The organism is Streptomyces sp. BL1 (genome assembly GCF_057628045.1).
The window spans coordinates 2926234-2949419 of record NZ_JBXYWZ010000002.1; the positions used below are offsets into that span (position 1 = coordinate 2926234).

Annotated in this window: 24 protein-coding genes and 1 pseudogene; 12 read left to right on the plus strand and 13 right to left on the minus strand. The window is 72.0% G+C overall.

Translation table 11 applies throughout. From position 1 onward, the window contains the following. The first annotated feature begins 60 nt into the window (after window positions 1–60). On the plus strand, window positions 61–675 hold the full coding sequence (locus tag AC3AGO_RS12795) for a TetR/AcrR family transcriptional regulator (protein WP_487820301.1): 615 nt from the start codon (window positions 61–63) through the stop codon (window positions 673–675). A gap of 23 nt (window positions 676–698) precedes the next feature. Continuing rightward, complete coding sequence (locus AC3AGO_RS12800) at window positions 699–1871, plus strand: acetyl-CoA C-acetyltransferase (RefSeq protein WP_487820302.1); 1173 nt, start codon at window positions 699–701, stop codon at window positions 1869–1871. 77 nt (window positions 1872–1948) lie between these two features. Here the strand turns inward: AC3AGO_RS12800 and AC3AGO_RS12805 are convergent, their stop codons facing one another. Further along, complete coding sequence (locus AC3AGO_RS12805; protein WP_487820303.1) at window positions 1949–2869, minus strand: SDR family oxidoreductase; 921 nt, start codon at window positions 2867–2869, stop codon at window positions 1949–1951. A gap of 154 nt (window positions 2870–3023) precedes the next feature. After that, complete coding sequence (locus AC3AGO_RS12810) at window positions 3024–3788, minus strand: SDR family oxidoreductase (protein ID WP_487820304.1); 765 nt, start codon at window positions 3786–3788, stop codon at window positions 3024–3026. Between the two features lie 90 nt (window positions 3789–3878). Between AC3AGO_RS12810 and AC3AGO_RS12815 the strand changes: the two genes are divergently transcribed. Genes AC3AGO_RS12815 through AC3AGO_RS12835 form a run of 5 tightly spaced genes read left to right on the plus strand, consistent with a single transcriptional unit; the run spans window position 3879 to window position 7989 of the window. After that, on the plus strand, window positions 3879–4646 hold the full coding sequence (locus tag AC3AGO_RS12815; protein WP_487820305.1) for an enoyl-CoA hydratase family protein: 768 nt from the start codon (window positions 3879–3881) through the stop codon (window positions 4644–4646). A gap of 13 nt (window positions 4647–4659) precedes the next feature. Beyond that, window positions 4660–5586: a CoA transferase subunit A gene (locus AC3AGO_RS12820; RefSeq protein WP_487820306.1), complete on the plus strand. Its 927-nt coding sequence runs from the start codon at window positions 4660–4662 to the stop codon at window positions 5584–5586. Continuing rightward, entirely contained in the window at window positions 5583–6353 is a 771-nt protein-coding gene (locus tag AC3AGO_RS12825) for a CoA-transferase subunit beta (protein ID WP_487820307.1), read from the plus strand. The genes AC3AGO_RS12820 and AC3AGO_RS12825 overlap by 4 nt, the downstream gene beginning before the upstream one ends. Before the next feature lie 14 nt (window positions 6354–6367). Further along, complete coding sequence (locus AC3AGO_RS12830) at window positions 6368–7435, plus strand: NAD(P)H-dependent flavin oxidoreductase (RefSeq protein WP_487824635.1); 1068 nt, start codon at window positions 6368–6370, stop codon at window positions 7433–7435. 5 nt (window positions 7436–7440) lie between these two features. Then, on the plus strand, window positions 7441–7989 hold the full coding sequence (locus tag AC3AGO_RS12835; RefSeq protein ID WP_487820308.1) for a DUF6624 domain-containing protein: 549 nt from the start codon (window positions 7441–7443) through the stop codon (window positions 7987–7989). 32 nt (window positions 7990–8021) lie between these two features. On the opposite strand, the gene AC3AGO_RS12840 is transcribed toward AC3AGO_RS12835, so the two are convergent. The 4 genes from AC3AGO_RS12840 to AC3AGO_RS12855 all read right to left on the minus strand — a co-directional run bounded on the left by AC3AGO_RS12840 (window position 8022) and on the right by AC3AGO_RS12855 (window position 11916). Beyond that, the gene (locus AC3AGO_RS12840; RefSeq protein ID WP_487820309.1) at window positions 8022–8984 is read right to left on the minus strand and encodes a zinc-binding dehydrogenase; all 963 of its coding nucleotides are present in this window, start codon (window positions 8982–8984) and stop codon (window positions 8022–8024) included. A gap of 267 nt (window positions 8985–9251) precedes the next feature. Next, the gene (locus tag AC3AGO_RS12845) at window positions 9252–10004 is read right to left on the minus strand and encodes an amino acid ABC transporter ATP-binding protein (RefSeq protein WP_487824636.1); all 753 of its coding nucleotides are present in this window, start codon (window positions 10002–10004) and stop codon (window positions 9252–9254) included. A 5-nt stretch (window positions 10005–10009) separates the two neighbouring features. Then, window positions 10010–10960 carry an amino acid ABC transporter permease gene (locus AC3AGO_RS12850; RefSeq protein WP_487820310.1) on the minus strand — a complete coding sequence of 317 codons (951 nt, stop codon included), beginning with the start codon at window positions 10958–10960 and terminating at the stop codon, window positions 10010–10012. Between the two features lie 2 nt (window positions 10961–10962). Then, on the minus strand, window positions 10963–11916 hold the full coding sequence (locus AC3AGO_RS12855; RefSeq protein ID WP_487820311.1) for an ABC transporter substrate-binding protein: 954 nt from the start codon (window positions 11914–11916) through the stop codon (window positions 10963–10965). A 467-nt stretch (window positions 11917–12383) separates the two neighbouring features. Between AC3AGO_RS12855 and AC3AGO_RS12860 the strand changes: the two genes are divergently transcribed. Continuing rightward, complete coding sequence (locus tag AC3AGO_RS12860) at window positions 12384–13580, plus strand: NAD(P)-dependent malic enzyme (RefSeq protein ID WP_487820312.1); 1197 nt, start codon at window positions 12384–12386, stop codon at window positions 13578–13580. Window positions 13581–13940: 360 nt separating this feature from the next. Here the strand turns inward: AC3AGO_RS12860 and AC3AGO_RS12865 are convergent, their stop codons facing one another. Then, window positions 13941–14699, minus strand: coding sequence for a class I SAM-dependent methyltransferase (locus AC3AGO_RS12865; protein WP_487820313.1), 759 nt, complete (start codon window positions 14697–14699; stop codon window positions 13941–13943). A 105-nt stretch (window positions 14700–14804) separates the two neighbouring features. Between AC3AGO_RS12865 and AC3AGO_RS12870 the strand changes: the two genes are divergently transcribed. Next, the gene (locus AC3AGO_RS12870; protein WP_487820314.1) at window positions 14805–15500 is read left to right on the plus strand and encodes a CGNR zinc finger domain-containing protein; all 696 of its coding nucleotides are present in this window, start codon (window positions 14805–14807) and stop codon (window positions 15498–15500) included. A gap of 92 nt (window positions 15501–15592) precedes the next feature. On the opposite strand, the pseudogene AC3AGO_RS12875 reads toward AC3AGO_RS12870, so the two are convergent. Further along, window positions 15593–15865, minus strand: a pseudogene (locus AC3AGO_RS12875) (S24 family peptidase); the annotation flags it as partial. A gap of 144 nt (window positions 15866–16009) precedes the next feature. Between AC3AGO_RS12875 and sodN the strand changes: the two are divergent. From sodN to AC3AGO_RS12890, 3 genes are all read left to right on the plus strand, one after another. Next, a complete protein-coding gene (sodN, locus tag AC3AGO_RS12880) occupies window positions 16010–16405 on the plus strand; it encodes a superoxide dismutase, Ni (protein ID WP_487820315.1) in 396 nt (131 codons plus the stop codon). Window positions 16406–16618: 213 nt separating this feature from the next. Further along, on the plus strand, window positions 16619–17113 hold the full coding sequence (locus AC3AGO_RS12885; protein ID WP_487820316.1) for a DUF3662 domain-containing protein: 495 nt from the start codon (window positions 16619–16621) through the stop codon (window positions 17111–17113). A gap of 38 nt (window positions 17114–17151) precedes the next feature. After that, entirely contained in the window at window positions 17152–17565 is a 414-nt protein-coding gene (locus AC3AGO_RS12890) for an ATP-binding protein (protein WP_487820317.1), read from the plus strand. A gap of 4 nt (window positions 17566–17569) precedes the next feature. Here AC3AGO_RS12890 and AC3AGO_RS12895 read toward each other — a convergent pair whose 3' ends face one another. The 5 genes from AC3AGO_RS12895 to AC3AGO_RS12915 all read right to left on the minus strand — a co-directional run bounded on the left by AC3AGO_RS12895 (window position 17570) and on the right by AC3AGO_RS12915 (window position 23169). Next, complete coding sequence (locus tag AC3AGO_RS12895; RefSeq protein WP_487820318.1) at window positions 17570–18139, minus strand: EF-hand domain-containing protein; 570 nt, start codon at window positions 18137–18139, stop codon at window positions 17570–17572. 159 nt (window positions 18140–18298) lie between these two features. Beyond that, window positions 18299–19210: a YceI family protein gene (locus AC3AGO_RS12900; protein WP_487820319.1), complete on the minus strand. Its 912-nt coding sequence runs from the start codon at window positions 19208–19210 to the stop codon at window positions 18299–18301. 65 nt (window positions 19211–19275) lie between these two features. Then, window positions 19276–21021 carry an FAD-dependent oxidoreductase gene (locus AC3AGO_RS12905; protein ID WP_487820320.1) on the minus strand — a complete coding sequence of 582 codons (1746 nt, stop codon included), beginning with the start codon at window positions 21019–21021 and terminating at the stop codon, window positions 19276–19278. 106 nt (window positions 21022–21127) lie between these two features. Next, entirely contained in the window at window positions 21128–22171 is a 1044-nt protein-coding gene (locus tag AC3AGO_RS12910) for a methyltransferase (protein WP_487820321.1), read from the minus strand. A 23-nt stretch (window positions 22172–22194) separates the two neighbouring features. Further along, window positions 22195–23169 (minus strand): EamA family transporter, encoded by a 975-nt coding sequence (locus tag AC3AGO_RS12915; protein ID WP_487820322.1) that lies wholly within the window; start codon window positions 23167–23169, stop codon window positions 22195–22197. Window positions 23170–23186: the final 17 nt, after the last annotated feature.

A 23186-nucleotide genomic window follows, 5' to 3' on the forward strand; every position in this document is an offset into this window, starting at 1 on the left:
GTGGCGGCTGCGCGCGGGGCGGCGGACAGCGGGACGGACACCGCGGCGGACAATGGGGCCATGCCAGCCAAGAAGACTCCCCCCGGCCGCCGTGCAGAACTGCTCGCCACGGCAGCCGAGATATTCGCCGACCAGGGCTACAGCGCGACCACCGTACGCACCATCGCGGACCGTGCCGGGATGCTCGCGGGGAGCCTGTACTACCACTTCGACTCCAAGGAATCGATGGCGGACGAGGTCCTGCGCTCGTTCCTGGACGACCTGTGGGACGGCTACGAGGGCGTCGAGGCGGCCGGCCTATCGCCCCGCGCCACCTTCGAGGGCCTGGTCGCCGTGTCGTTCTCCCGGATGGACCGGCACCGTCCGGCCGTCGCCCTGTACCAGAAGGAGGCGCGGCACCTTTCCGCGCTGCCCCGGTTCGGCTATCTCACCGAGTCCCAGCGGCGGTTCGAGCAGCTGTGGACCGGCACGCTGGAGCGCGGTGTGGCGGACGGCAGCTTCCGCGCGGAGCTCGACGTACCCGTGGCGTACCGGTTCGTACGGGACACCGTGTGGGTCGCCGCCGTCTGGTACCGGCCGGGCGGGCGGAAGACCGCGGACGAGATAGCGCAGCAGTACAGCTCGATGGTGCTCGACGGGATCGCCGGACCGGCGGCCCGGAGCACCGCCCCCTAGAGGACCCACCGGAGGGAGCGGTCATGGCGGCCGGCACGCGCAACGAGGCCTACATCGTCGAGGCGGTCCGCACACCGGTCGGCAAGCGCGGCGGGGCACTGTCCGCCGTGCACCCCGCCGACCTGGGCGCGCACATCCTCACGGCACTCGTCGGACGGTCCGGTGTGGACCCGGAGGCGGTGGAGGACGTCGTCTTCGGCTGTCTGGACGCGGTCGGCCCGCAGGCCGGCGACATCGCCCGGACGTGCTGGCTGGCGGCGGGACTTCCGGAGTCCGTGCCCGGCGTGACTGTCGACCGGCAGTGCGGCTCTTCCCAGCAGGCCGTGCACTTCGCCGCGCAGGCCGTGCTGTCGGGCACCGCCGACCTGGTCGTCGCGGGCGGCGTGCAGAACATGTCGCAGGTGCCCATCGCGTACGCCACCGTCGACGCCGCGGCGCCACTGGGCCTCACCGACGGACCGTTCGCCGGGTCGGCGGGCTGGCGGGCGCGCTACGGGGACGCGCCGGTCGACCAGTTCCACGGGGCCGAACTCATCGCGCGGCAGTGGGACATCGGCCGCGAGGAGATGGAGCAGTGGGCGCTGCGCTCGCACCAGCGGGCGCTGCTGGCCGCCGACGAGGGCCGGTTCGCACGGGAGACCGCGCCGTACGGGGAGCTGGCCGCCGACGAGGGGCCGCGGCGCGGCACCAGCGCCGGGAAGATGGCGGCCCTCGAACCGCTCGTGCCGGGCGGCCGGCTGACCGCCGCGGTGTCCTCGCAGATCTCCGACGCGGCCTCGGCGATGCTGCTCGCCTCCGGCGCGGCGGTCCGCGCGCACGGCCTCACGCCGCGCGCCCGCGTGCACCACCTCTCCGTCCGCGGGGAGGACCCGATCCGGATGCTGTCCGCGACCGTCCCGGCCACCGAACACGCCCTGAAGAAGACCGGGATGACTCTCGACGACATCGACCTCGTCGAGATCAACGAGGCGTTCGCGCCCGTCGTCCTCGCCTGGCTGCGCGAGACCGGCTGTGACCCGGACAAGGTCAACGTCAACGGCGGCGCGATCGCCCTGGGGCACCCGCTGGGCGCGACGGGCACCCGTCTGATGACGACCCTTGTGCACGAACTGGAGCGTACGGGCGGCCGGTTCGGCCTCCAGACCATGTGCGAGGGCGGCGGCCAGGCGAACGTCACCATCGTCGAGCGGCTCTGAACGAGGGGCGGGTCCCGGTGGCTGTCACCGGGACCCGTCGCAGCGCCCCTCACGCCGTCACCGCGCCCCGCAGACCGTCACCGCGCCCCGTACACCGGCTCCGGGTCGGGGGCCTCGGCGAGCAAGTCGCGTACGGCCGTGTCGAGTTCCGCGGGGGTCCAGCGTGACGCGCCCTTGTCGGCGTGGGCCGCGCGGCGCCAGCCGTCCATCAGCGTGACCCGGCCCGCCTCCGTCTCGAAGACGCGGCCCGTCACCCCGTGGGAGGCGGGAGAGCCGAGGTAGACGACGAGGGGCGACACGTTCTCCGGGGCCATCGCGTCGAAACCCGCTTCAGGTGCCGCCATGTCCTCGGCGAAGGTGTCCTCGGTCATGCGCGTACGGGCGGCCGGGGCGATCGCGTTGACCTGGACGCCGTAGCGGGCGAACTCCGCGGAGGCGACGAGCGTGAGCGCGGCGATCCCGGCCTTCGCCGCCGTGTAGTTGCCCTGGCCGACGCTGCCCAGCAGCCCGGCGCCCGAACTGGTGTTGACGACCCGGGCCTCCGGTACGCGGCCCGCCTTCGCCTCCGCGCGCCAGTGCGCGGCCGCGTGCCGCATCGGCAGGAAGTGCCCTTTCATGTGCACCCGGATGACGGCGTCCCAGTCGTCCTCGTCCAGATTGACCAGCATCCGGTCGCGCAGGAAGCCCGCGTTGTTGACGAGGGTGTCCAGGGCGCCGAACCGGTCGAGGGCCGTACGGACGAGGTTCTCCGCACCGGCGGCCGAGGCGACGTCGTCGGTGGAGGCTACGGCCTCGCCGCCCCTGCCGCGGATCTCCTCCGCGACCTGCTCGGCGGGTGAACGTCCCTCCCCCGCCGACCCGTTGAGCGCGACGCCCAGGTCGTTGACGACGACGCGCGCGCCCGAGCGGGCGAACGCCAGCGCGTGCGCGCGGCCGAGGCCGCGGCCGGCTCCGGTGACGATGACGACGCGGCCCTTCGCAAGGGGCGTTTCCGGCATGAGTGCCTCCTCGGCTGTACGGGTCTGTGCATCTGTGCGGGTCTGTGCGGCTGTACGGGGCGTTCAGAAGGTGCGCGGTCCTTACAGGAGCGGTCGGAGTACGGGAGCGGTCGATGTGCGGGAGCGCGCGGGGTACGGGAGCGCGCGCCCGCGCTCAGCCGGGCCCGCCCGTGCGCGCCGCCGCCAGGAACGCGGGGCGCTCCCCGCCCCCGTGCACGGCGAGCGACGCGCCCGTGATGTAGCCGGCCCGGTCCGGCGAGGCGAGGAACACGCAGGCCTCGCCCGCCTCTTCGGGCTCGGCGAGCCGGCCGAGCGGCACCGTACGGCCAACCGCGGCGACACCGTCCGCGTCGCCGTAGTGCAGATGCGACTGCTCCGTACGCACCATGCCGAGCACCACGGTGTTGACCCGCACCCCGTCGTCCGCCCACTCCACGGCGAGCGAACCGGCGAGGCTTTCCAGGCCCGCCTTGGCGGCGCCGTACGCCGCCGTGCCCGGTGACGGGCGGGTGCCGCTGACGCTCCCGATCATCACGATGGAGCCCCCACCGGGCTGTTCCCGCATGACGGCGTGCGCGGCGCGGGAGAGGAACAGCGGGGCGAGCAGGTTCAGTTCGACGACCCGCGCGTGCCGTCTCGCCTCCCCCTCGGCGGCGGGCCGGAAGGGCGCGCCGCCCGCGTTGTTGACCAGTACGTCGAGGCTGCCGTGCTCGCGGGCGACCCGCGCGCACAGGTCCTCCGCCGCGTCCGGGTCCCGTACGTCGAGGGGCAGGAACCGGGCGGTCCGCCCGTCGGCGGCGACCGGTTCCTCCGGTTCCCGGCGGGCGCAGACCACGACGGCGGCGCCGGTCCGCAGGAAGGCCCGGGCGATCCCCGCGCCCACTCCGCGCGTTCCGCCGGTGACGACCGCGACAGTCATGAGGGCATCAACTCTCCCTGTTCCGTGAGCGGTTGGCCGCTGCTATCGTCCACCAAACAAACGTTAGGTGGAAAGGTACGGGATCCAGCCATGTCTGTCTCCACCGCGCACCCGGTCGAAGGGGCCGACGGCGTCGCCGTCGTCACCGTCGACTTCCCACCCGTCAACGCCCTTCCTGTGCGGGGCTGGTACGCCCTCGCCGACGCGCTGCGCGCGGCAGGCCGCGATCCGGACGTCCGCGCGGTCGTGCTCAACGCGGCAGGCCGGGGCTTCAACGCGGGCGTCGACATCAAGGAGATCCAGGCCGCCGAGGGCCACTCCGGACTGCTCGGCGCCAACCGCGGCTGCTTCGAGGCGTTCGCCGCCGTGTACGAGTGCGAAGTGCCGGTCATCGCCGCCGTGCACGGGCACTGTCTCGGCGGCGGCATCGGCCTCGCCGGCAACGCGGACGCCGTGGTCGCCACCGAGGACGCCACGTTCGGCCTGCCCGAACTCGACCGCGGCGCGCTCGGCGCCGCCACCCACCTCGCCCGCCTCGTGCCGCCCCCGCTGCTGCGCGCCCTGTCCTACACGGGCCGCACGGTGACCGCGCGGCAGCTGGAGCGGTACGGCGCGGTCTGGGCGCTCGCACCGGACGCGTCGCGGCTCCTGGAGACGGCACTGGAGCTGGGCCGGGAGATCGCCGCCAAGGACGGCGGGCTGCTGCGCCTCGCCAAGGAGGCGCTGAACGGCATCGACCCCGTCGACGTACGCCGCAGCTACCGCTACGAGCAGGGATTCACCTACGAGGCCTCCCTCGCGGGCCTCGGCGACCGGCACCGCGACGCCTTCGTCTCCGGTGACCGGAAGCAGCCATGACGCAGGAGGCCTCATGACACCGACCGACCGGCAGAACCCGCCCGACCGGCAGAACCCTGACGACCGGCAGCCTCCAGACGACCGGCAGAACTCTGACAACCGGCAGCCCCCGCACGGAAGTCCACCCGCCGACAAGACCCTGACGGCCGGTCAGGCCGCCGCCCGGCTCGCATCCGGCATGACCGTCGGCATCGGCGGCTGGGGCTCGCGCCGCAAACCGATGGCGCTCGTACGGGCGTTGATCCGGGACACGTCCGTCACGGATCTGACCGTCGTCAGCTGCGGCGGCCCGGACGTCGGACTGCTCGCCGCCGCAGGACGGATCCGCAAGCTGGTCGCCCCGTTCGTCACGCTCGACTCCATCGCGCTCGAACCGCACTTCCGGTCCGCGCGCGAGGCGGGCACCCTCGACTTCGAGGAGTGGGACGAGGCGATGTTCCAGTCGGGGCTGACGGCTGCCGCGCACCGGCTGCCCTTCCTGCCCGTACGGGCAGGCCTGGGCGACGACCTGATGCGGAACAACCCCCGCCTGCGGACGGTCACTTCGCCGTACGAGGACGGCGAGGAGCTCCTCGCCGCGCCCCCGCTGCGGCTCGACGCCGCACTGCTGCACGTCAACCGCGCGGACCGGCGCGGCAACGGCCAGTACCTCGGCCCCGACCCGTACTTCGACGACCTGTACGCGCAGGCGGCGGACGCCGCGTACCTCTCCTGCGAGGAGCTCGTGGACGGCTTCGAGGGCCCGCCGCAGTCCCTGCTGATCCAGCGACAGCACGTCGCCGGCGTGGTGCACGCGCCGCGCGGCGCGCACTTCACCAGCTGCGCCCCCGACTACGGGCGGGACGAGGCGCTGCAGGAGGAGTACGTACGGGCCGCCAAGGACCCGGACGCCTGGCGGGACTTCGCGGCGCGCTATCTGAGCGAGGAGGGCACGTCATGACGGAGTCCGGAACCGCCGGGGGCGCCACCCGCGCCGAACACTGCGTCGTCGCCTGCGCCGAGGCCTGGCGCGGCGACGGGGAGATCCTGGCCGCGCCGATGGGCGCGATCCCGCGTGTCGGGGCGCTGCTGGCACGCCGTACGTTCGCGCCGGACCTGCTGCTGACGGACGGTGAGGCGCTGCTCGTCGACGAGCACGGCAGGACGGAGGGCTGGCTGCCGTACGGGAAGCACCTCGCCCTCACCGCCAACGGCAGGCGGCACGTGATGATGGGCGCGAGCCAGCTCGACCGGTACGGCAACCAGAACATCTCCTGCATCGGCGACTGGGAGCGGCCCGCCCGCCAGTTGCTCGGCTCCCGCGGGGCGCCCAGCAACACCCTCAACAACCCCGTGTCGTACTGGGTTCCGCGGCACTCGCCGCGCGTCTTCGTGGAGAAGGCCGACGTGGTGAGCGGCGTCGGCAACGACAGGGCGGCACAGGCCGGCCCCTCGGCGACCCGCTTCCACGCACTGCGGCGCGTGGTCACCGATCTCGCCGTACTGGACTTCGGCACACCGGACGGCCGGCTGCGTCTGGTCAGCGTGCACCCCGGTGTGTCCGCCGACGAGGTGCGGGAGGCGACCGGCTTCCCCTTGGACGGCCCGGGCGGCACGGACAGCGGGGACGGCGTGCCGGAGACCCGTACCCCGACGGCGGCCGAACTGCGGCTGATCCGCGAGGAGCTGGACCCGGCGGGCACCCGCGCGCGGGAGGTCCGGTCGTGACAGCCGCACCCCTGCTGCCCACCCCGCTCACCGAGCTGACGGGGGTGCGGCACCCCCTCGTGCAGACCGGCATGGGCTGGGTGGCGGGCCCGCGCCTGGTGTCGGCCACGGCGAACGCGGGAGCCCTCGGCATCCTCGCCTCGGCCACCATGACGCTGCCCGAACTGCGCGACGCCGTACGGGAGGTGCGCGCCCGTACGGACGGTGCGCCGTTCGGCGTCAATCTGCGGGCCGACGCGGGCGACGCGGAGGACCGTGTCCGGCTGCTGATCGACGAGGGCGTACGGGTCGCCTCGTTCGCCCTCGCGCCCTCCCCCGGGCTCATCGCGCGCCTCAAGGACGCCGGTGTGGTCGTCATCCCGTCGGTCGGCGCCGTACGGCACGCGCGCAAGGTCGAGGAGTGGGGCGCGGACGCCGTCCTGGTGCAGGGCGGCGAGGGCGGCGGGCACACCGGCAAGGTGGCGACGACCGTACTGCTGCCCCAAGTCGTCGACGCCGTACGGATTCCCGTCATCGGCGCGGGCGGCTTCTACGACGGCCGGGGCCTCGCCGCGGCGCTCTGCTACGGCGCGGCGGGCGCGGCGATGGGCACCCGCTTCCTGCTCACCAGCGACTCCCCGGTACCGGACGCGGTCAAGGAGCGCTATCTGGCCGCCGCCGTCACCGACATCACGGTGACCGCGAAAGTGGACGGCCTGCCGCACCGCATGCTGCGCAGCGCCGTGGTGGACGATCTGGAGTCCGCGGGCCGGGCGGCGGCCCTGCTGCGCGCCGTCCGGCACGCGGCGGCCTTCCGCAGGCTGACCGGGATGTCGTGGCGGCAGATGCTGCGCGACGGCCGCGCGCTGCGGCACGGCCGGCATCTCACGCTCGGCCAGACCCTGCTGGCGGCGAACACGCCCATGCTGCTGCGGGCCGCGATGGTGGAGGGGCGCACGGACGCGGGCGTGATGGCGTCCGGACAGGTGGCCGGACTGATCGGCGGTACGGTCTCCGGCCTGCCGAGTTGTGCGGAGGTCGTGGAGACGGCGGTCCGTGAGGCGGCCGACGTTCTGGGCGTGCGCGGAGCGCCGTTACGGTGACGGACATGGACGCCATCGAACCGGACCACACCGAACTGGACGACAGCGGACTGGAGGATGTCGAGCTCGCGGAGGAACTGTGCCGGATGGCGGAGGAGGACCAGGCGGCGGCGCACCTGGCGAACAGTCCCGATTTCGACGACCAGTTGTCCTGGCGCAGGCTGACCACGCTGCACGGTGACCGTCTGCGCGAACTCCTCGGGCAGTACGGATGGCCGGTCGCGGCCCGCGTGGGCGAGGAGGCGGCCCGGGCCGCGTGGCTGCTCGCCCAGCACGCCGACACCCAACTGGACGTCCAGCGGCAGGCTTTGTACCTCCTGGAGGAGGCGGTGCGGCAGGGCGAGGCCCCCGCGGACCAGCTGGCCTTCCTGCTGGACAGGGCCCGGATCAACGAGGGCAGGGAACAGGTCTACGCGACCCAGATCGCCGGGGTGCGGGACGGCGCGCCGGTCCCCTGGCCCTGCGAGGACCCGGCACGCGTCGACGAGTACCGCGCGGAGGCCGGCATCGAGCCGTTCGCCGTGCTCACCGCGCGGTACGCGCCGCCCGCCTGAACAGCCCGGCGGGGACAGCCCGTTCCGCGGTCTCAGACCGTCAGGACGACCTTGCCGAACAGATCGCCGCCCGCCATCTTCTCGAAGCCCTCGCGGGCCCGGTCGAGCGGCAGCGTCGAGTCGATGACGGGGCGTACGCCCTTCGCCGCGCAGAAGCTCAGCAGCCCGGCCAGCTCCTCCTTGGAGCCCATCGTGGAGCCGACGACCTTCAGCTCCAGGAAGAAGACCCGGTTGAGCTCGGCGGCCGGCGGGTTCGGCCCGCTGGTGGCGCCGGAGATGACGACGGTGCCGCCCGGCTTCAGGGACTTCAGGGAGTGCGACCAGGTCGCGGCGCCCACGGTCTCCAGGACGGCGTCCACCTTCTGCGGCAGCCGCGCACCGGACTCCAAAGCCGCCTCGGCGCCCAGTTCCTCGGCCCGCTTCCGCTTGGCCTCGTCCCGGCTGGTCGCGAACACGCGCAGGCCGGCAGCGGCGCCGAGCACGATCGCCGCGGTGGCGACGCCGCCGCCCGCGCCCTGGACGAGCACGCTGTCGCCGGGCCGTACACCGGCGTTGGTGAACAGCATCCGGTACGCGGTCAGCCACGCCGTCGGCAGACAGGCGGCCTCCTCGAAGGACAGCTCCTTCGGCTTCGGCAGCACGTTCCAGCGCGGCACGGCGACCCGCTCCGCGAAGGTGCCCTGGTACTTCTCGGTGAGGATCGACCGCTTCTCGCCCGGCCCGACGCCGTGCCCGGTCTGCCCGATGACGGAGTGCAGCACGACCTCGTTGCCGTCGGCGTCCACCCCCGCCGCGTCACAGCCGAGGATCATGGGCAGCGACTCCTCGCCGAGCCCGACGCCCTTCAGCGACCAGAGGTCGTGGTGGTTGAGGGAGGCGGCCCTGACGTCGACCGTCGTCCAGTTCTCCGGGACGGCCGGATCCGGCCGGTCGCCCAACTCCAGTCCGTCGAGCGGCTGGTTCTTGTCGATACGCGCGGCGTAGGCAGCAAACATGATCCAGACGCTAGTCCGGCACGCAAGGGAGTACCAGCCCCCACCCCCGCGCCGTACCTCACACGCCAAGGGCTCGGCTAAGGGGCGCGGGGAACGGCGCAAACCCCAGCGGAACCGCAGCCGCCCAGACAGGGGCGCGGGTGATAAGGGGCGCGGGGAACTGCGCGAAAAGGGGCGCGGGGAACTGCGCAAACGCACGGCGGACCCGCAGCCGCCCGAACAAGACCGCGGGGCACACGAAACACACCCGCGGCCCCGCGAAAGCGCCTAAAGCACCTTGGACAGAAACGCCCGAGTCCGCTCCTGCCGCGGATCCCCCAACACATCCCGCGGGCTCCCGGACTCGACGACCGCGCCGTCGTCCATGAAGACCAGCTTGTCGCCGGCCTCCCGCGCGAAGCCCATCTCGTGCGTGACGACGATCATCGTCATGCCGTCCTCGGCGAGCCCCCGCATCACGTCCAGCACCTCGCCGACCAGTTCCGGGTCGAGCGCCGAGGTGGGCTCGTCGAACAGCATCAGCTTGGGCTCCATGGCCAGCGCCCGGGCGATGGCCACGCGCTGCTGCTGGCCGCCGGAGAGCTGCGCGGGGTAGCTGTCCGCCTTGTCGGACAGGCCCACCCGGTCCAGCAGTTGGCCGGCCCGCTCCCGGGCTGCCGCCTTCGGGACCCGCTTGACCTGGACCGGCGCCTCCATCACGTTCTCCAGCGCGGTCATGTGCGCGAAGAGGTTGAACCGCTGGAAGACCATGCCGATCTCCCGCCGCTGCGCGGCCACTTCGCGCTCGCGCAGCTCGTACAGCCGGTCGCCGTGCTCCCGGTAGCCGATCAGCTGCCCGTCGACGTACAGCCGCCCGGAGTTGATCTTCTCCAGGTGGTTCACGCAGCGCAGGAACGTCGACTTGCCGGAGCCCGAGGGGCCGATGACGCACAGCACCTCGCGCGGGGCGACCTCCAGGTCGACGCCCTTCAGCACGTGCGCGGCCCCGAAGGACTTGTGCACGGACTCGGCCTTCACCATCGCGGTCACGCGTCCGTCCCCTTCCCCGGTACGGAGGGACGCCGCAGCATCCGCAGGTTCGCCGTGAGCTTCTGCCACGGTGTGGGCGGCAGTTCGCGCAGGGCGCCCCGCGCGTACCGCCGCTCCAGGTAGAACTGGCCGACGCTGAACACGCTGGTGAGCACCAGATACCAGAGCGTGGCGACGAACAGCAGCTCCATCACCGCGCCGGAGGTGTTGCCGATGCTCCGCGCGGTGCGCAGCAGTTCGTCGTACTGCACAACGGCGCACAGGGACGACGTCTTCAGCAGGTTGATGTACTCGTTGCCGGTCGGCGGGACGATGACCCGCATGGCCTGCGGGAGCACGATCCGCCGCATGTTCTGGCTCTGCTTGAGCCCGAGCGCGTGCGCGGCCTCCGTCTGCCCCTCGTCGACGGACTGGATGCCGGCACGGCAGATCTCCGCCATGTACGCGGCCTCGTTCAGGCCGAGCCCCAGCAGGGCCGCCATGAACGGGGTCATCACGTCGCTCATCTCGTCCCGGTAGATGCCCGGGATGTTCAGATACGGGAAGAGCAGCGCCAGGTTGAACCAGAGGATCAGCTGGACGTACACCGGGGTGCCGCGGAAGAACCAGATGTAGCCCCAGGCGACCGAGGAGGTCACCGGGTTCTTCGACATCCGCATGACCGCCAGCACGACGCCGAGCACCAGGCCCACGGCCATCGACAGCACGGAGATCAGTACGGTGCGCCCGAGCCCCGTGAGGATGGTGCCGTCCTTCAGCAGCCCGGGGATGACCTGGAACTCCACGTTCGCGTTGGCGATGGCGGAGGCCAGCAGCCCGAGCAGCACGAGGACGACGGCGGCCGCCACCCAGCGGCCGTAGTGCCGTACGGGGATCGCCCGGATGTCGGCAGGCGGCGGCGCCGGCGGCCCGCTGTCCGCCGGCGCCTTGTCAGTGGGTGCCGCCATGGTCAGGAACCACCGTTGATCTGGGCCTTCTTGACGGCACCCGCCTCGAGGCCCCACTTCTTCAGCAGCTTCTCGTACTCGCCGTTCTCGATGACCGCGTCCATCGCGGACTTGAGCGCGTCCCGCAGCTGCGCGCTGTCCTTGTCGACGGCGATGCCGTACGGACCGGACTCCAGCTGCTCACCGACGACCTTGAAGTCCTTGCCGCTCTTCGCGGCGTGCGCGGCGACCGGGTAGTCGGCGACGCTGGCGGCCACGCCGCCGCCCTTCAGCCGCACCCGCACCTCGTCGTCGCTCTCGAAGGGCTCCAGTGCGATCTTGCCCTTGCCGTCCTTCACGCACTTCGCGGCCTGCGCCTTGACGATGTCGTGCGAGACGGTGCCCTGCTGTACGGCGACCTTCTTGCCGCACAGGTCCTCGACGCTCTTGACCTTCTCGGGGTTGGCGCGCTGCACGAGGACGGAGAAGCCGGCGTTGAAGTAGTCGACGAAGTCGATGCCTTCGCCGATCTTCTTGCCCTTCTCGTCGAGCCCCTCGCGGCGGTCCTTGGTGTCCGAGACGGAGGACATCACGATGTCGTAGCGCTTGCTCTGCATCGACGTGATCAGGCCGTCGAAGGTGCCGTTGGAGAACTGGACGGGCACCCCCAGCTCCTTGCCGAGCGCCTTGGCGAGATCCGGGTCGAAGCCGGCTATCTTCGCGCCGTCCTTGTACTCCATGGGCTTGAACGCCGCGTCCGTACCGGCCTTGATGACGCCCTTGTCCTTGATGTCGGCCGGGAGCTTGCCGTACAGCGGGGCCTTCTTGTCCACCGACTTCGCATCACCGCCACCGCTCGCCGAGTCGGTCTGGTCGCCGCAGCCGGCCAGCAGCAGTGCCGCGGCGGCCGCGAGGGCGCCGGCGGCAGCGAGCCCCGGGCGTACGCGGGCCGTCCGGCGGGTGGTGCTTGCGGTCATTTCTGGATCCTCCTGCGATGAGGCAGTCAAAAGACCGGTCGTGCACACACCTTCGGGTGTCGCGACCGCGTATGGGTGGAGGCATCTTGCCACCGGACCGGACACGCCCAGGGGGGCCGTGATGTCAAAATCGGGTAACGGACGGCGAGTTCGGATACCGCACAGCGGCCTTCGGGACGGCGGATCCCGCTGAGAAGTTCGTCACCCCGCACCGCCCGTGCGCTGCTCCCGAGCAGCCTGTGTGCTGCTCAGAAGCCGAAAGTGGGGTCGTCCCGGACCGGTCTCGTCCTGTAGAAAGGTCGATTACACCCCTCACCCGGGGACCTGGGCGCGTGTGCGGCGCGCCCGGCGTCCGTACCTCCCCCGGAGCGGCGGCCATCCGCCGGCCCGGCAGCGGACGCGGTGCCCGCCCGTTCTCAACCAGGGAGCGGTCACCCTCACAAGATTCGACAAAGGGGTCAGACAAAGTGGCAGCGGAGATCGTCAATTCGAAGGACGGGCTGGGCGAGGACGCATTCGATCCGGCCTTCGCACTGCACCGGGGCGGCAAGATGGCCGTGCAGGCGACAGTGCCCGTCAAGGACGCGGACGACCTGTCCCTCGCGTACACACCGGGCGTCGCCAAGGTGTGCAGCGCCATCGCGGAGAAGCCCGAGCTGGTCGCCGACTACACCTGGAAGTCACAGGTCGTCGCGGTCGTCACCGACGGCAGCGCGGTGCTCGGGCTGGGCGACATCGGCCCGGAGGCCTCCCTCCCCGTGATGGAGGGCAAGGCCATTCTGTTCAAGCAGTTCGGCGGCGTGGACGCCGTGCCGATCGCGCTGGACTGCCGGGACGCCGACGACATCGTGGAGACCGTCGCGCGGCTCGCGCCGTCCTTCGGCGGCGTCAACCTGGAGGACATCGCGGCACCGCGGTGCTTCGAGATCGAGCAGAAGCTGAAGCAGCGGCTCGACATCCCGGTCTTCCACGACGACCAGCACGGTACGGCCATCGTCACGCTCGCGGCGCTGCGCAACGCGGCCAAGCTGAGCGGACGTTCGCTCGGCGAGCTGCGCGCGGTGATCTCGGGCGCGGGCGCGGCGGGCGTGGCCATCGCGAAGATCCTGGTGGAAGCCGGTATCGGGGACGTCGCGGTCTGTGACCGCAAGGGCGTCGTCTCCGCCGACCGCGACGACCTCACGGAGATCAAGCGGGAGACCGCGGGCTTCACCAACAAGGCGGGCCTGACCGGCTCGCTGGAGACCGCGCTGGACGGCGCCGACGTCTTCATCGGCGTCAGCGGCGGCACGGTGCCGGAGGAGGCCGTGGCCACCATGGCGAAGGACTCCTTCATCTTCGCCATGGCGAACCCGAACCCGGAGATCCACCCGGATGTCGCGAAGAAGTACGCCTCGGTGGTCGCCACCGGGCGCAGCGACTACCCGAACCAGATCAACAACGTGCTCGCGTTCCCCGGCATCTTCGCGGGCGCGCTGCAGGTGCGGGCGACCGACATCACCGAGGGCATGAAGCTCGCCGCCGCGGAGGCGCTGGCCGCCGTGGTCGCGGACGAGCTGACCGCGGACAAGGTGATCCCCTCGCCGTTCGACGAGCGGGTCGCCCCCGCGGTCACGTCGGCCGTAGCGGCCGCGGCCCGCGCAGAAGGCATCGCCCGCCGCTGACGGCTACGCGCCGAGCGACAGCGAAGTCAGAACGAGGGCGGGAGGGGCCACCCCTCCCGCCCTCGCTGTGTTCCGGCCCCGCCCCCTTCTCCGCCGCAACGGCGAGGGACCACAGCGCGCCCGGCCGGCGGTGCGCACGCACGACGCCCCGCGACAGGCGCCCCGGTTGACTCGCCCTACTCCGCCCTCTCCCTCACCCGCCCCGCCCCCCTTCTCCGCCGCAGCGGCGAGCAACCACGCCGCGACCGGTCGGCGGTCTGAGCGCGTCGCGGCCCGGAAACGGGCGAGGGCGGTACGGGCCAACTCGGCCTGTACCGCCCTTCTTCGCGTGTGGCCGCCCAGCGCAGCGGCAGCGCAGCGCTACCGCAGGCCCAACACCATCGCGTCGCTGGGCGAGGCCCACACCCCGCGTGCCTCCGCGAAGCCCGCCTCGCGCAGCGCCGCCGCGTGCCACCCCACGGACTGCACCTCACCGTCGGAGTGGTCGCCCCGTGCCGGATCGCCGAAGATCCCGTACCGCTCCCGTACGACGTCCGAGAGCTCCGGGTCGGAGGCCAGCTCCTGCCACCAGGCGGCCCAGTCCTGGCCGCCGGTGCCGCGCGCCCGCTCGCGGCGCGCGACGTCGAAGGCGTGCACCGCCGCGTCGATGCGCGGGGTGCCGGACTCCGGCATGTGGTCGGCGTTCAGGAACACCCCGCCCTCCCGCAGCACTCCGGAGAGCCGCCCGTACAGCTCCCGCAACCGGCCGGTCCGCATCCAGTGCAGCGCCGTCGCGGTGAGCACCGCGTCGAAGCGGCCGCCGGGCAGCTTCCGCGTCCACCCCGGGTCAGTCAGATCCGCGGTCACGAACTCCGCACGCCCCTCCCCCTCGAAGTGCCCGCGTGCGATGGTCAGCAGCGCGGGGTCCAGGTCGACGCCGACGACCGTCGCCTCGGGGAACCGGCGCAGCAGCCGGTCGGAGATACTGCCCGTGCCACAGGCCAGGTCCAGCACGCGGGGCGCCGTCCCGGTCAGCGCCTCCACCATGTCGAGCATCACGCGGAAGCGCTCCTCCCGGTCGGGGAGGTACCACTCCTGCTGCCGGTCCCAACTGTCCTGCCAGGTCTGCCAGATCGCCACGATCCCCACCTCCAGGTCGGAGCCGCCCGAGACGTAATACCCTCTAGGCTCAGCCAGTCATTACGAGACAGTGCCGACCCTAGACCGCCCCCGTAAGGACTACAAGTGGAACTCAGCTATTACTCGGACATGGCGGTCCGCCTTGTGAACACCGAGCAGCCCGAGCGCGGCGAGGACTCCCTCACAACCGTCGACGCGGTGCGCGAACTCTCCGGCGCGGGCAGCCAGATGGCGCGCCGCGCGACCGACGCGGACGTGGCCAGGCTGCGCGCCGTCCGCACCCGGCTGCGCGCCGTCTTCACCGCCGCGTCCGAGGGCGACGAGACCCGCGCCGTGGACCTGCTCAACTCGCTGCTGATGGAGTATCCGACGAGTCCGCAGATCTCCGGGCACGAGCTCCAGGACGACGAGGGCCGGCCGCGCTGGCACATGCACCTGGCCGAGCACCCGGCCAACGCCACCGCCGGCTACGCCGCAACGGCCTGTATGGGGCTGGCCTTTCACCTGACCGACCTGGGCGTGCAGCGGCTCGGCATCTGCCAGGCCGACTCCTGCCGGAACGCCTATCTGGACACTTCGACGAACCGGTCCCGCCGCTACTGCTCGGACCGCTGCGCGACCCGCGCCAACGTCGCCGCCTACCGGGCCCGCAAGCGCCGCGAGAGCGAGGCCGAGGCCGACCGCACCCCGCGCACCCCGGAACGCACCCCGCCCCGTACACCGGCGCGCACCGCGCCGGCCGGCACCAGCGGACGCACCGACTCCCACACCCAGCCGACAGCGGATGACACGGAAGGCTGAATTCCGCGCGGCGGCCGCACCCGCATCCAGGCGCGTGCGACGACCAGTTCGTCCGGAATCACGCCGAACTCCCGGCTGTCGTTCTCGACCAGCGGGTTGTCCCCCTGCACCCACCAGCCGCCGGCCCGCCGCTCCACCGCCCGCTTCACGATGAGCAGATCGTGCTGGAACGGATGCCGCAGCACGACCACGTCACCGACCCGTACGGGCGCCCCGTACTTCACCACCAGCTGGTCGCCGGGGCGCAGCGTGGGCTGCATCGACGGGTTGTAGACCTCCGCGAGTCCGATCCGCTTCAGCGGTCCCGAACCGCCCTGTCCGGGCCGTCGTTCCTCGCGGTCTCCCCGCGTCCGCTGCTCGGTCATCCCGCTCTCCGCCTCCGGTCGGTCCCTCGCCGGCCCCGCACGGGACCGGACTTTTGTCGTAAGCCCATGGGGGCACACGCGAAAAGGCTTCCCCCACGGAGTAATCTCGCACGTGAGAAGACGATCACGAGGAAGGACAGCTTCATGCTTTCCCGCCTGTTCGCCCCCAAGGTCGAGGTCAGCGCTCACTGCGACCTCCCCTGCGGCGTCTACGACCCGGCCCAGGCCCGGATCGAGGCCGAGTCGGTCAAGGCCGTCCAGGAGAAGTACCAGGCCAACGAGGACCCGCACTTCCGGGCCCGTGCGACCACCATCAAGGAGGAGCGCGCGGAGCTCGCGAAGCACCACATCTCGGTGCTGTGGAGCGACTACTTCAAGCCTCCGCACTTCGAGAAGTACCCGGAGCTGCACCAGCTGGTGAACGACGCGCTGAAGTCTCTCAGCGCGGCGAAGGGTTCCACGGACCCGGCCACCGGCCAGAAGGCTCTGGACTACATCGCCCAGATCGACAAGATCTTCTGGGAGACCAAGAAGGGCTGAGTGACCCTCAGCTCCGGGCGGCGGTCCGCGCGACCGCATGACGCCTCAGGGCCGCACCCGGTCCGCAGTCCGTCACCAGGCGGACCCGCGGGCCGGGTGCGGTCCTTCTTCTGCCCCGTGCCTCCGCGGCCCTCCCCGCGTTAGCCCTGTGGCACGGACTCACGTGCCCTCGGACGGAACACACAGCGGGTACGGAAGCAGGCAGCAGCGACGATGAGGATGATCGCGAACTTCGAGCACGCCCTGGAGCGTTGGACGAGCGCCGTGTGGTGCTCGGTGCGCAAACCGCGGCACAAGCCCGCCGAGGTCGTGGCGGTGCTGCGCAGGGAGTGCGACGACAACGCCCTGATCGTCGCGCGGGGCCGCACCCTGGTGCCCAATCACTTCACCATCGAGCTGCCCCACGACAGCCACCGGCAACTGGCGGAGCACAGCCGGGAATTGCTGCCGGACCTGACGGCCCAGATCCGCCGGCACGCGGCCGAGAAGCGCTACAGCTTCGCCGGGCCCGTGGAGATCCGGCTGGACGCCCGGCCGGAGTGCGAGCGGACGCGCTATCGCGTGCACAGCCGTATCGCGCCCCATTGCGCGCCGGCGCACACCGACGACTTCACCAAGGCCCTGCCCGTGGTGCCGGGCGGGGAAGGGTTGAGGGCCGGTGGCCAGGGGCATCAGAGCCGCACGGGGCCAGCCGCCGCGGCCCGCTGAAGCGGCCGCGGCAGTCCTCACGAGGGGGAGTGACCGTCATGCGTGCTCACACGCAGGCTCGTCGTCGGCGTACCGCCTGCGCCGAGTTCACCCTGCCGTATCACAGACGCTCGGCGCGCTGGGCACGCAAACTCACCGGCACGTTTCTCGACGGGGTGCCGCACTCCCCCGCCCTGTCGGCGGCGGAGGCCCAGCTGGTGGTGTCGGAGCTGGTGGCGAACGCCACCGAGCACGGTACGGGCCCGTGCCGGCTGCGCCTGCACATCGCGGCGGGAACGCTGACCGTCGAGGTGCACGACGACAGTCCGCTGCGGCCGCAGGGCGGCATGGCGGGGCCGGACTCCGAGCGGGGCCGCGGCATCGCGCTCGTGCGGCTTCTCACACAGGAGTTCAGGGTGACCAGCGCGCCCGGCCGGGGGAAAACCGTCCGGACGGTGCTGGCCGCCGCCTGATCCGTCAGCCGTCCTCGCCGTAGCGCGAGGGGTCGCCGAGGAAGTGACTGCCCGGGCCCTGCGGGTCCGGGCCGGTCCAGAAGTCCCACACGGCGGCGGCGACTTCGGCGCGCGAGACGGCGCCGTCACCGTCGGTGTCCAGCTGCGCGAACGCCCGGTCGATCTCCTCGTCGTCGAGGCTCGGGGTGTGGCCGTTCACGAGGGCGCGGTACTCGTCCGGGGACAGCAGGTTGTCGTAGTCCCGGTCCGCCACGTCGACATAGGCCGACGCCAGCTGCATGAGGGACTCCTCGGCGAGCTGCCGGTCCTCCGCGAGGGCGGTCATGGCGGCGGTGAAGCCGGCCTGGTCGAGCTGTCCGTTCTCGTCCGCGTACGGGAGCAGCGCCCGCTGCCACAGCTCGCGGTAGGCGTCCTCGAGGCGCGTCTCCGCGGGATCGCCGGGCGCCAGCCCGATGCCCGCGGCCGACCGGCGGCCCATCACCTCGTGGTCGCGCTCGGTCAGAAGCCCGTCGCTGTCCGCGTCGAGCATCGCGAACCCGTGCGCGAGCTTCCTGCTGAGCAGGTCCTCCGCCATGTCTGCCGCTCCAAATCCGTCCTTCACAGCGCCGTCCAGCACTGCGGCCCCCAGAGTACGCGGAGGCAATCAGCCGACAGGCCCGGCTCGCCCTCCGCGAACAGCGCACGGAGCGTCACTCCGTGTGCGGTCCCGGGAGTGCGCGCCGGGCCCGGGCCGTCACTCCGGCGGGGTGGGGGTGTCCTGGTTGCGGTGCATCGCCTGGATGTCCAGCTCCAGCTGCACGGTGGGGCCGACGATGGCGATGCCCTTGGCGAGCATGTTCCGCCAGTTCAGCGTGTACTCCTCGCGGTGCAGCTCGGTGCGGGCCAGCGCGGCGCAGCGCAGCTCCTCGCCGTAGCCGCCCTCGACGGAGCCCAGGTAGTCGGTCTCCAGGCTCACGGACCGGCTGACGCCGTGCAGCGTCAGGGTGCCGTGCACCGTCCACTTGTTGCCCGACACGTTCACGAAGCGGTTGCTCGCGAAGTGAATGTACGGGTAGTTCTCCACGTCCAGGAAGTCCGCGGAACGCAGGTGGTTGTCACGGGTGTTGTTGCCCGTGGCGATGCTGGAGGCGTCGATGGTGCACTCGACGTACGTGTCCTCCGGGCGGTCGCCGACGCGGATGCCGCCGTCGAACCGGGTGAACCGGCCGTGGATGCTGGCCATGCCGACGTGCTTGCCGATGAACCGGATCGCGGTGTGCGGCGGATCGAACAGCCAGATGCCCGGCTGCGGCGGGTCGTGCGGGCGGGCGCTCTCCAGCGTGATCCGCTGCAGGCCCGTGGCCTCGCCGCGGATCACCTCCACGGTCCGCTGCCCGGGCTGCAGCCCGTCCACGGAGACCAGTACGGCGTAGGTGCCGGGCGGGACCGCGGCGTTGAGCATGCCGAACGGGTCGGTCCGGCCCTTCATCACCAGACGCCCGCTGTCGTGGGACTTGACCTGGACGTCCGCGCCACTGACGGGCGAGCCCATCGTGTCGACGATCTCCAGTGCCATGACACCGGCTGTCAGGGGAACTTCGGGCAGCAGCCCTGCCCCCCTGCCGCCGCTTTTCGACCACTTTCGCCGAAGCAGCGAGAGGCCCATGCTGACCGCCTTTCTCTGTTGCTGTCTGCTGTCCGTCCGGTATCCCGACGCGCGCGGGGCGCGCGTCAGTTCCGGCCCAGGATGTGCCGCAGTGCCGCGGCCAGGAGCTTCTCCGCGCCCGAATCGGCGCCGGGGAAGCGGAAAGCGATGTGGTTGTCCGGGCGTACGAGAAGACAGCCCGCGTCCTCTGTCCCGCGCAGCCGCGCCCAGTCGCCGTACGGGTCCTCGTACTCCTGCCCGGGACCGATGACGGCTGTCGTGATCTCGCAGCCGGTCTCGCGGGCCGCTTCCTGCGCGGCCCGGATCCAGCACTCGCCACCGACGCCGGTGATGATACTGAACTGCCCCCGGCCGCCGAGGTCGAGGGTGGAGAGGGTGCGCCGCCCGCTGGTCAGCCAGGCGTGCGGGAGGCGCGCGCCGGGCCGGGTGGTGGGCTGGAAGTACAGCTCGGGGTCCCGCTCGTAGCCGGGGTCCTCGGTGCCGTCCGGCACCACGGCGGCCGAGGTGTAACGGTGGTTCATGTCGACGCCGTGCGCGTTGAATTCGTACACCTTGGCGGCGATCGCGTCGCGCAGCCGTGCCCGCTTGAGGGCGCCCTCGTCGGTGGCGTCCTTGCGGGTATCCAGCCGGCGCTCCAGCTCGTCGGTGCCGACGCCCGTCAGGTCGAGGGCGTCGAAGATGGGCGCGGTCTCGGCGATGCTGCGGTTGGCCCGCTCGACGATCTGCGCGCCGATGGGGGCGCGTTCCTCGTCGTACGTGTCCAGCAGCGTGGGGGACGCGACGCCGTCGAGCACCAGCTTGAGCTTCCAGGCGAGGTTGTAGGAGTCCTGGATGGAGGTGTTGGAGCCGAGCCCGTTGGACGGCGGGTGCCGGTGCACGGCGTCGCCGGCGCACAGCACGCGGCGGTCCGAATAGCGCTCCGCGTACAGGTGGTTGACCGTCCAGGTGGACGTCGAGGAGATGGTCACCGGCACACTGTCGTCACCGATCAGCTGGTGGACCACGGAGCGCGCGTAGTCCTCGGTGATCTCGGGCGGCCCGGTCTCCAGGTCGTACCCCCAGATCGCCATCCACTCGGTCCACGGGCGCACACAGCGCACGACTCCCGCGCCGACGCCGCCGACGGTCGCGGAGGGCGCGAGCATCCAGTAGAGGATGCTCGGGCGGTGCGCGGTGTACGCGGTGAGATCCGCCTCGAAGACGATGTTGAGGGCGCCGGCCACGCCCATCCGGCCCTTGGTGGGCAGTGCGAGGTCCTCGGCGACGCGGCTGCGTCCGCCGTCGGCGCCTATCAGGTACTTGGCCCGTATCTCGTAACTGTCGCCGCGCAGCCGGTCCTTGACGACCGCCGTCACGCCCTCGCCGTCCTGCTCGTGCGAGAGGTACTCGGTGTGGAAGCGCAGCGCGCTGCCGCGGGCCACGGCGGCGTCGACCAGTACCGGTTCCATCAGGTTCTGCGGCATGTCGCACATCCGGCTGGGACCGGCCAGTTCGTGCGCGGCCTGGATGTGCGGGTCGTTGCCCCAGGAGCGCACCCGGCCCAGCTCCTCGCCGGCGAGGCTGGTGCAGAACGGCGTGCTGCCCATCAGGTGCTGCGGGGTCGCCTTGGCGGCCACCTCGTCCTCGACGCCGAGGTCGCGCAGCACCTCCATGGTCCGCTGGTTGGTGATGTGGGCACGCGGTGTGTCGGCGAGGGCGCCGTGGCGGGTCACCACCATGTTGGGGACGCCGTACGTGCTCAGCGCGAGTGCGGCGGCGGCTCCCGCGGGACCGCTGCCCACGATCAGTACGTCGGTCTCGACTCTCTGCACGGGTGTGCTGCTCCAGTTCGGGGGGCCTTCGGGGAGAAGGGGTCCGAAGATCGTAATCGGATCGTCCGGCTCCGCCGACCACGGGAGCAATTCGGGTGCTGTCGCCTTAAGTCGCCAGACGCCACAGCGAAGTGACCTCCGCCGCGCGGGCTTCGCGCAGCGGATCGGCCGCGTCGGCGCCCGTCGATTTCGGGTGCCGTGGCCGGATGTCGTCGCGTCCCACGACCCGCAGCCCCGCCGCGTCGATCCAGCCGAGCAGTTCGTCCCTTCCGCGCAGCCCGAGGTGCTCCGCGAGGTCGGAAAGAATCAGCCATCCCTGTCCACCGGGCGCCAGCCGGGCCGCCAGCCCGTCGAGGAACCCGCGCAGCATCCGGCTGCCCGGGTCGTACACGGCGTGCTCCAGCGATGCGGTCGGCTTGGCCGGAAGCCAGGGCGGATTGCAGACGATCAGCTGTGCGGGAGGCGCTTCGTCCGGAAACAGGTCGGCCTGTACGACCTCCACACGATCCGCCACCCCCAGCCGTTCGATGTTCATCCGCGCACAGTCCAGCGCCCGCGGGTCCTGGTCGGTCGCGAGGACGCGGCGCACGCCGCGCCGGGCGAGCACGGCGGCGAGCACACCGGTGCCCGTGCCGATGTCGTACGCGAGCTCCGTGCCGGGCAGTTCGGCGTCCGCGACGAGGTCGACGTACTCACCGCGCACCGGAGAGAAGACGCCGTACGAGGGGTGCACGCGCTCCCCGCCGAGCGCCGGGATCTCCACGCCCTTGCGCTGCCACTCGTACGCGCCGATCACGCCGAGCAGTTCGCGCAGCGGGACGGTGGACGGCTCCCCGGCGGGCGGCCCGTACGCGGCGGTGCAGGCGTCCCGCACCTCGGGCGCGCGGCGCAGCGGCACGGTGTAGTCGCCGTCCAGCGGGACGTACAGCATGCCGAGGACGCGCGCCCTGCGGGACTGGGCCTGGCGGTGCAGATGGAAGGTCTCGCGCGGGGTGTCCCCGCGCTTGGCGGGCTTCCGGTCCACGCGCTTCGCCAGCGCCCGGAGCATCTGCCGTGCCCCCTGGAAATCCCCGCGCCACAGCAGCGCATGACCCTCGCAGGCGAGCTTGTACGCGGCGTCGGCGCGCAGCCCGTCGTCAACTTCCTTCACCGGACCACCTTAGAAGAACGCGCCTACCGCGAGGTCCGCACCGCTCCCGCGCTGGCCGCGATGACGAGGGCGATCGCCACGAGTTCCACGGGCCGCATCGTCTGCCCCAGAACGAGGAAGCCCGCGGCCGTCGCCGCCACCGGCATCAGGCTCATCAGCACCGCGAACGTCCCCGCGGGCAGGGTCCGCAGCGCGAACATCTCCAGTGTGTACGGGAGGCCCGACGACAGTACGGCCACCGCCGCGCCCAGCCCGAGCGTCACCGGGTCCAGCAGTGCGCTGCCCGCGCTGTACACCCCGAGCGGCGCGCTCACCACGGCCGCGATCCCCATGGCCAGCGCCAGCCCGTCGACCTTCGGAAAGCGCGCGCCGGTGCGCGAGTTGAAGACGATGTACGCCACCCACATCGCGCCCGCCGCCAGCGCGAAGCCGGCTCCGGCGAGGTTGAGCTGGTCGAAGCCGCTGCTGCCGAGCAGATACACGCCGGCCAGTGCCAGCGCGGCCCACACGAGGCTGAGCAGGCGGCGCGAGGCGACGACGGACAGCACGAGCGGCCCGAGCAGTTCCAGGGTGACCGCGGCGCCCAGCGGGATCCGGTCGATGGCCTGGTAGAAGAGCGAGTTCATGGTGCCCAGCGCCACACCGAGCCCGGTCACCGCGGCCCAGTCCGTACGCGAGTGGCCGCGCAGCCGTGGCCGGAACACGATCAGCATGATCACGGCGGAGAAGATCAGCCGCAGGGCGACCACGCCCAGCGCACCCGCGCGCGGGAACAGCGTGGCGGCGACCGCCGAGCCGAACTGCAGGGACAGCGCGCTGCCGATGACCAGTCCGACGGCGCCGGCCCGTGCCCGGCCGTCCGGCCGCGGCCCGTTGCCGCGCACGATCCGCCCGCCGGCTGCGCCGTCCGCGGCTCCGCCGGCGACGGTGCTGTCGACGGCTGGGGAGCCCGCGGTGGCTGCGGGCACGGCGGCGGAGGGCTCGTCGGCAGAGGTCATGCGCCCACGGTAGAGCG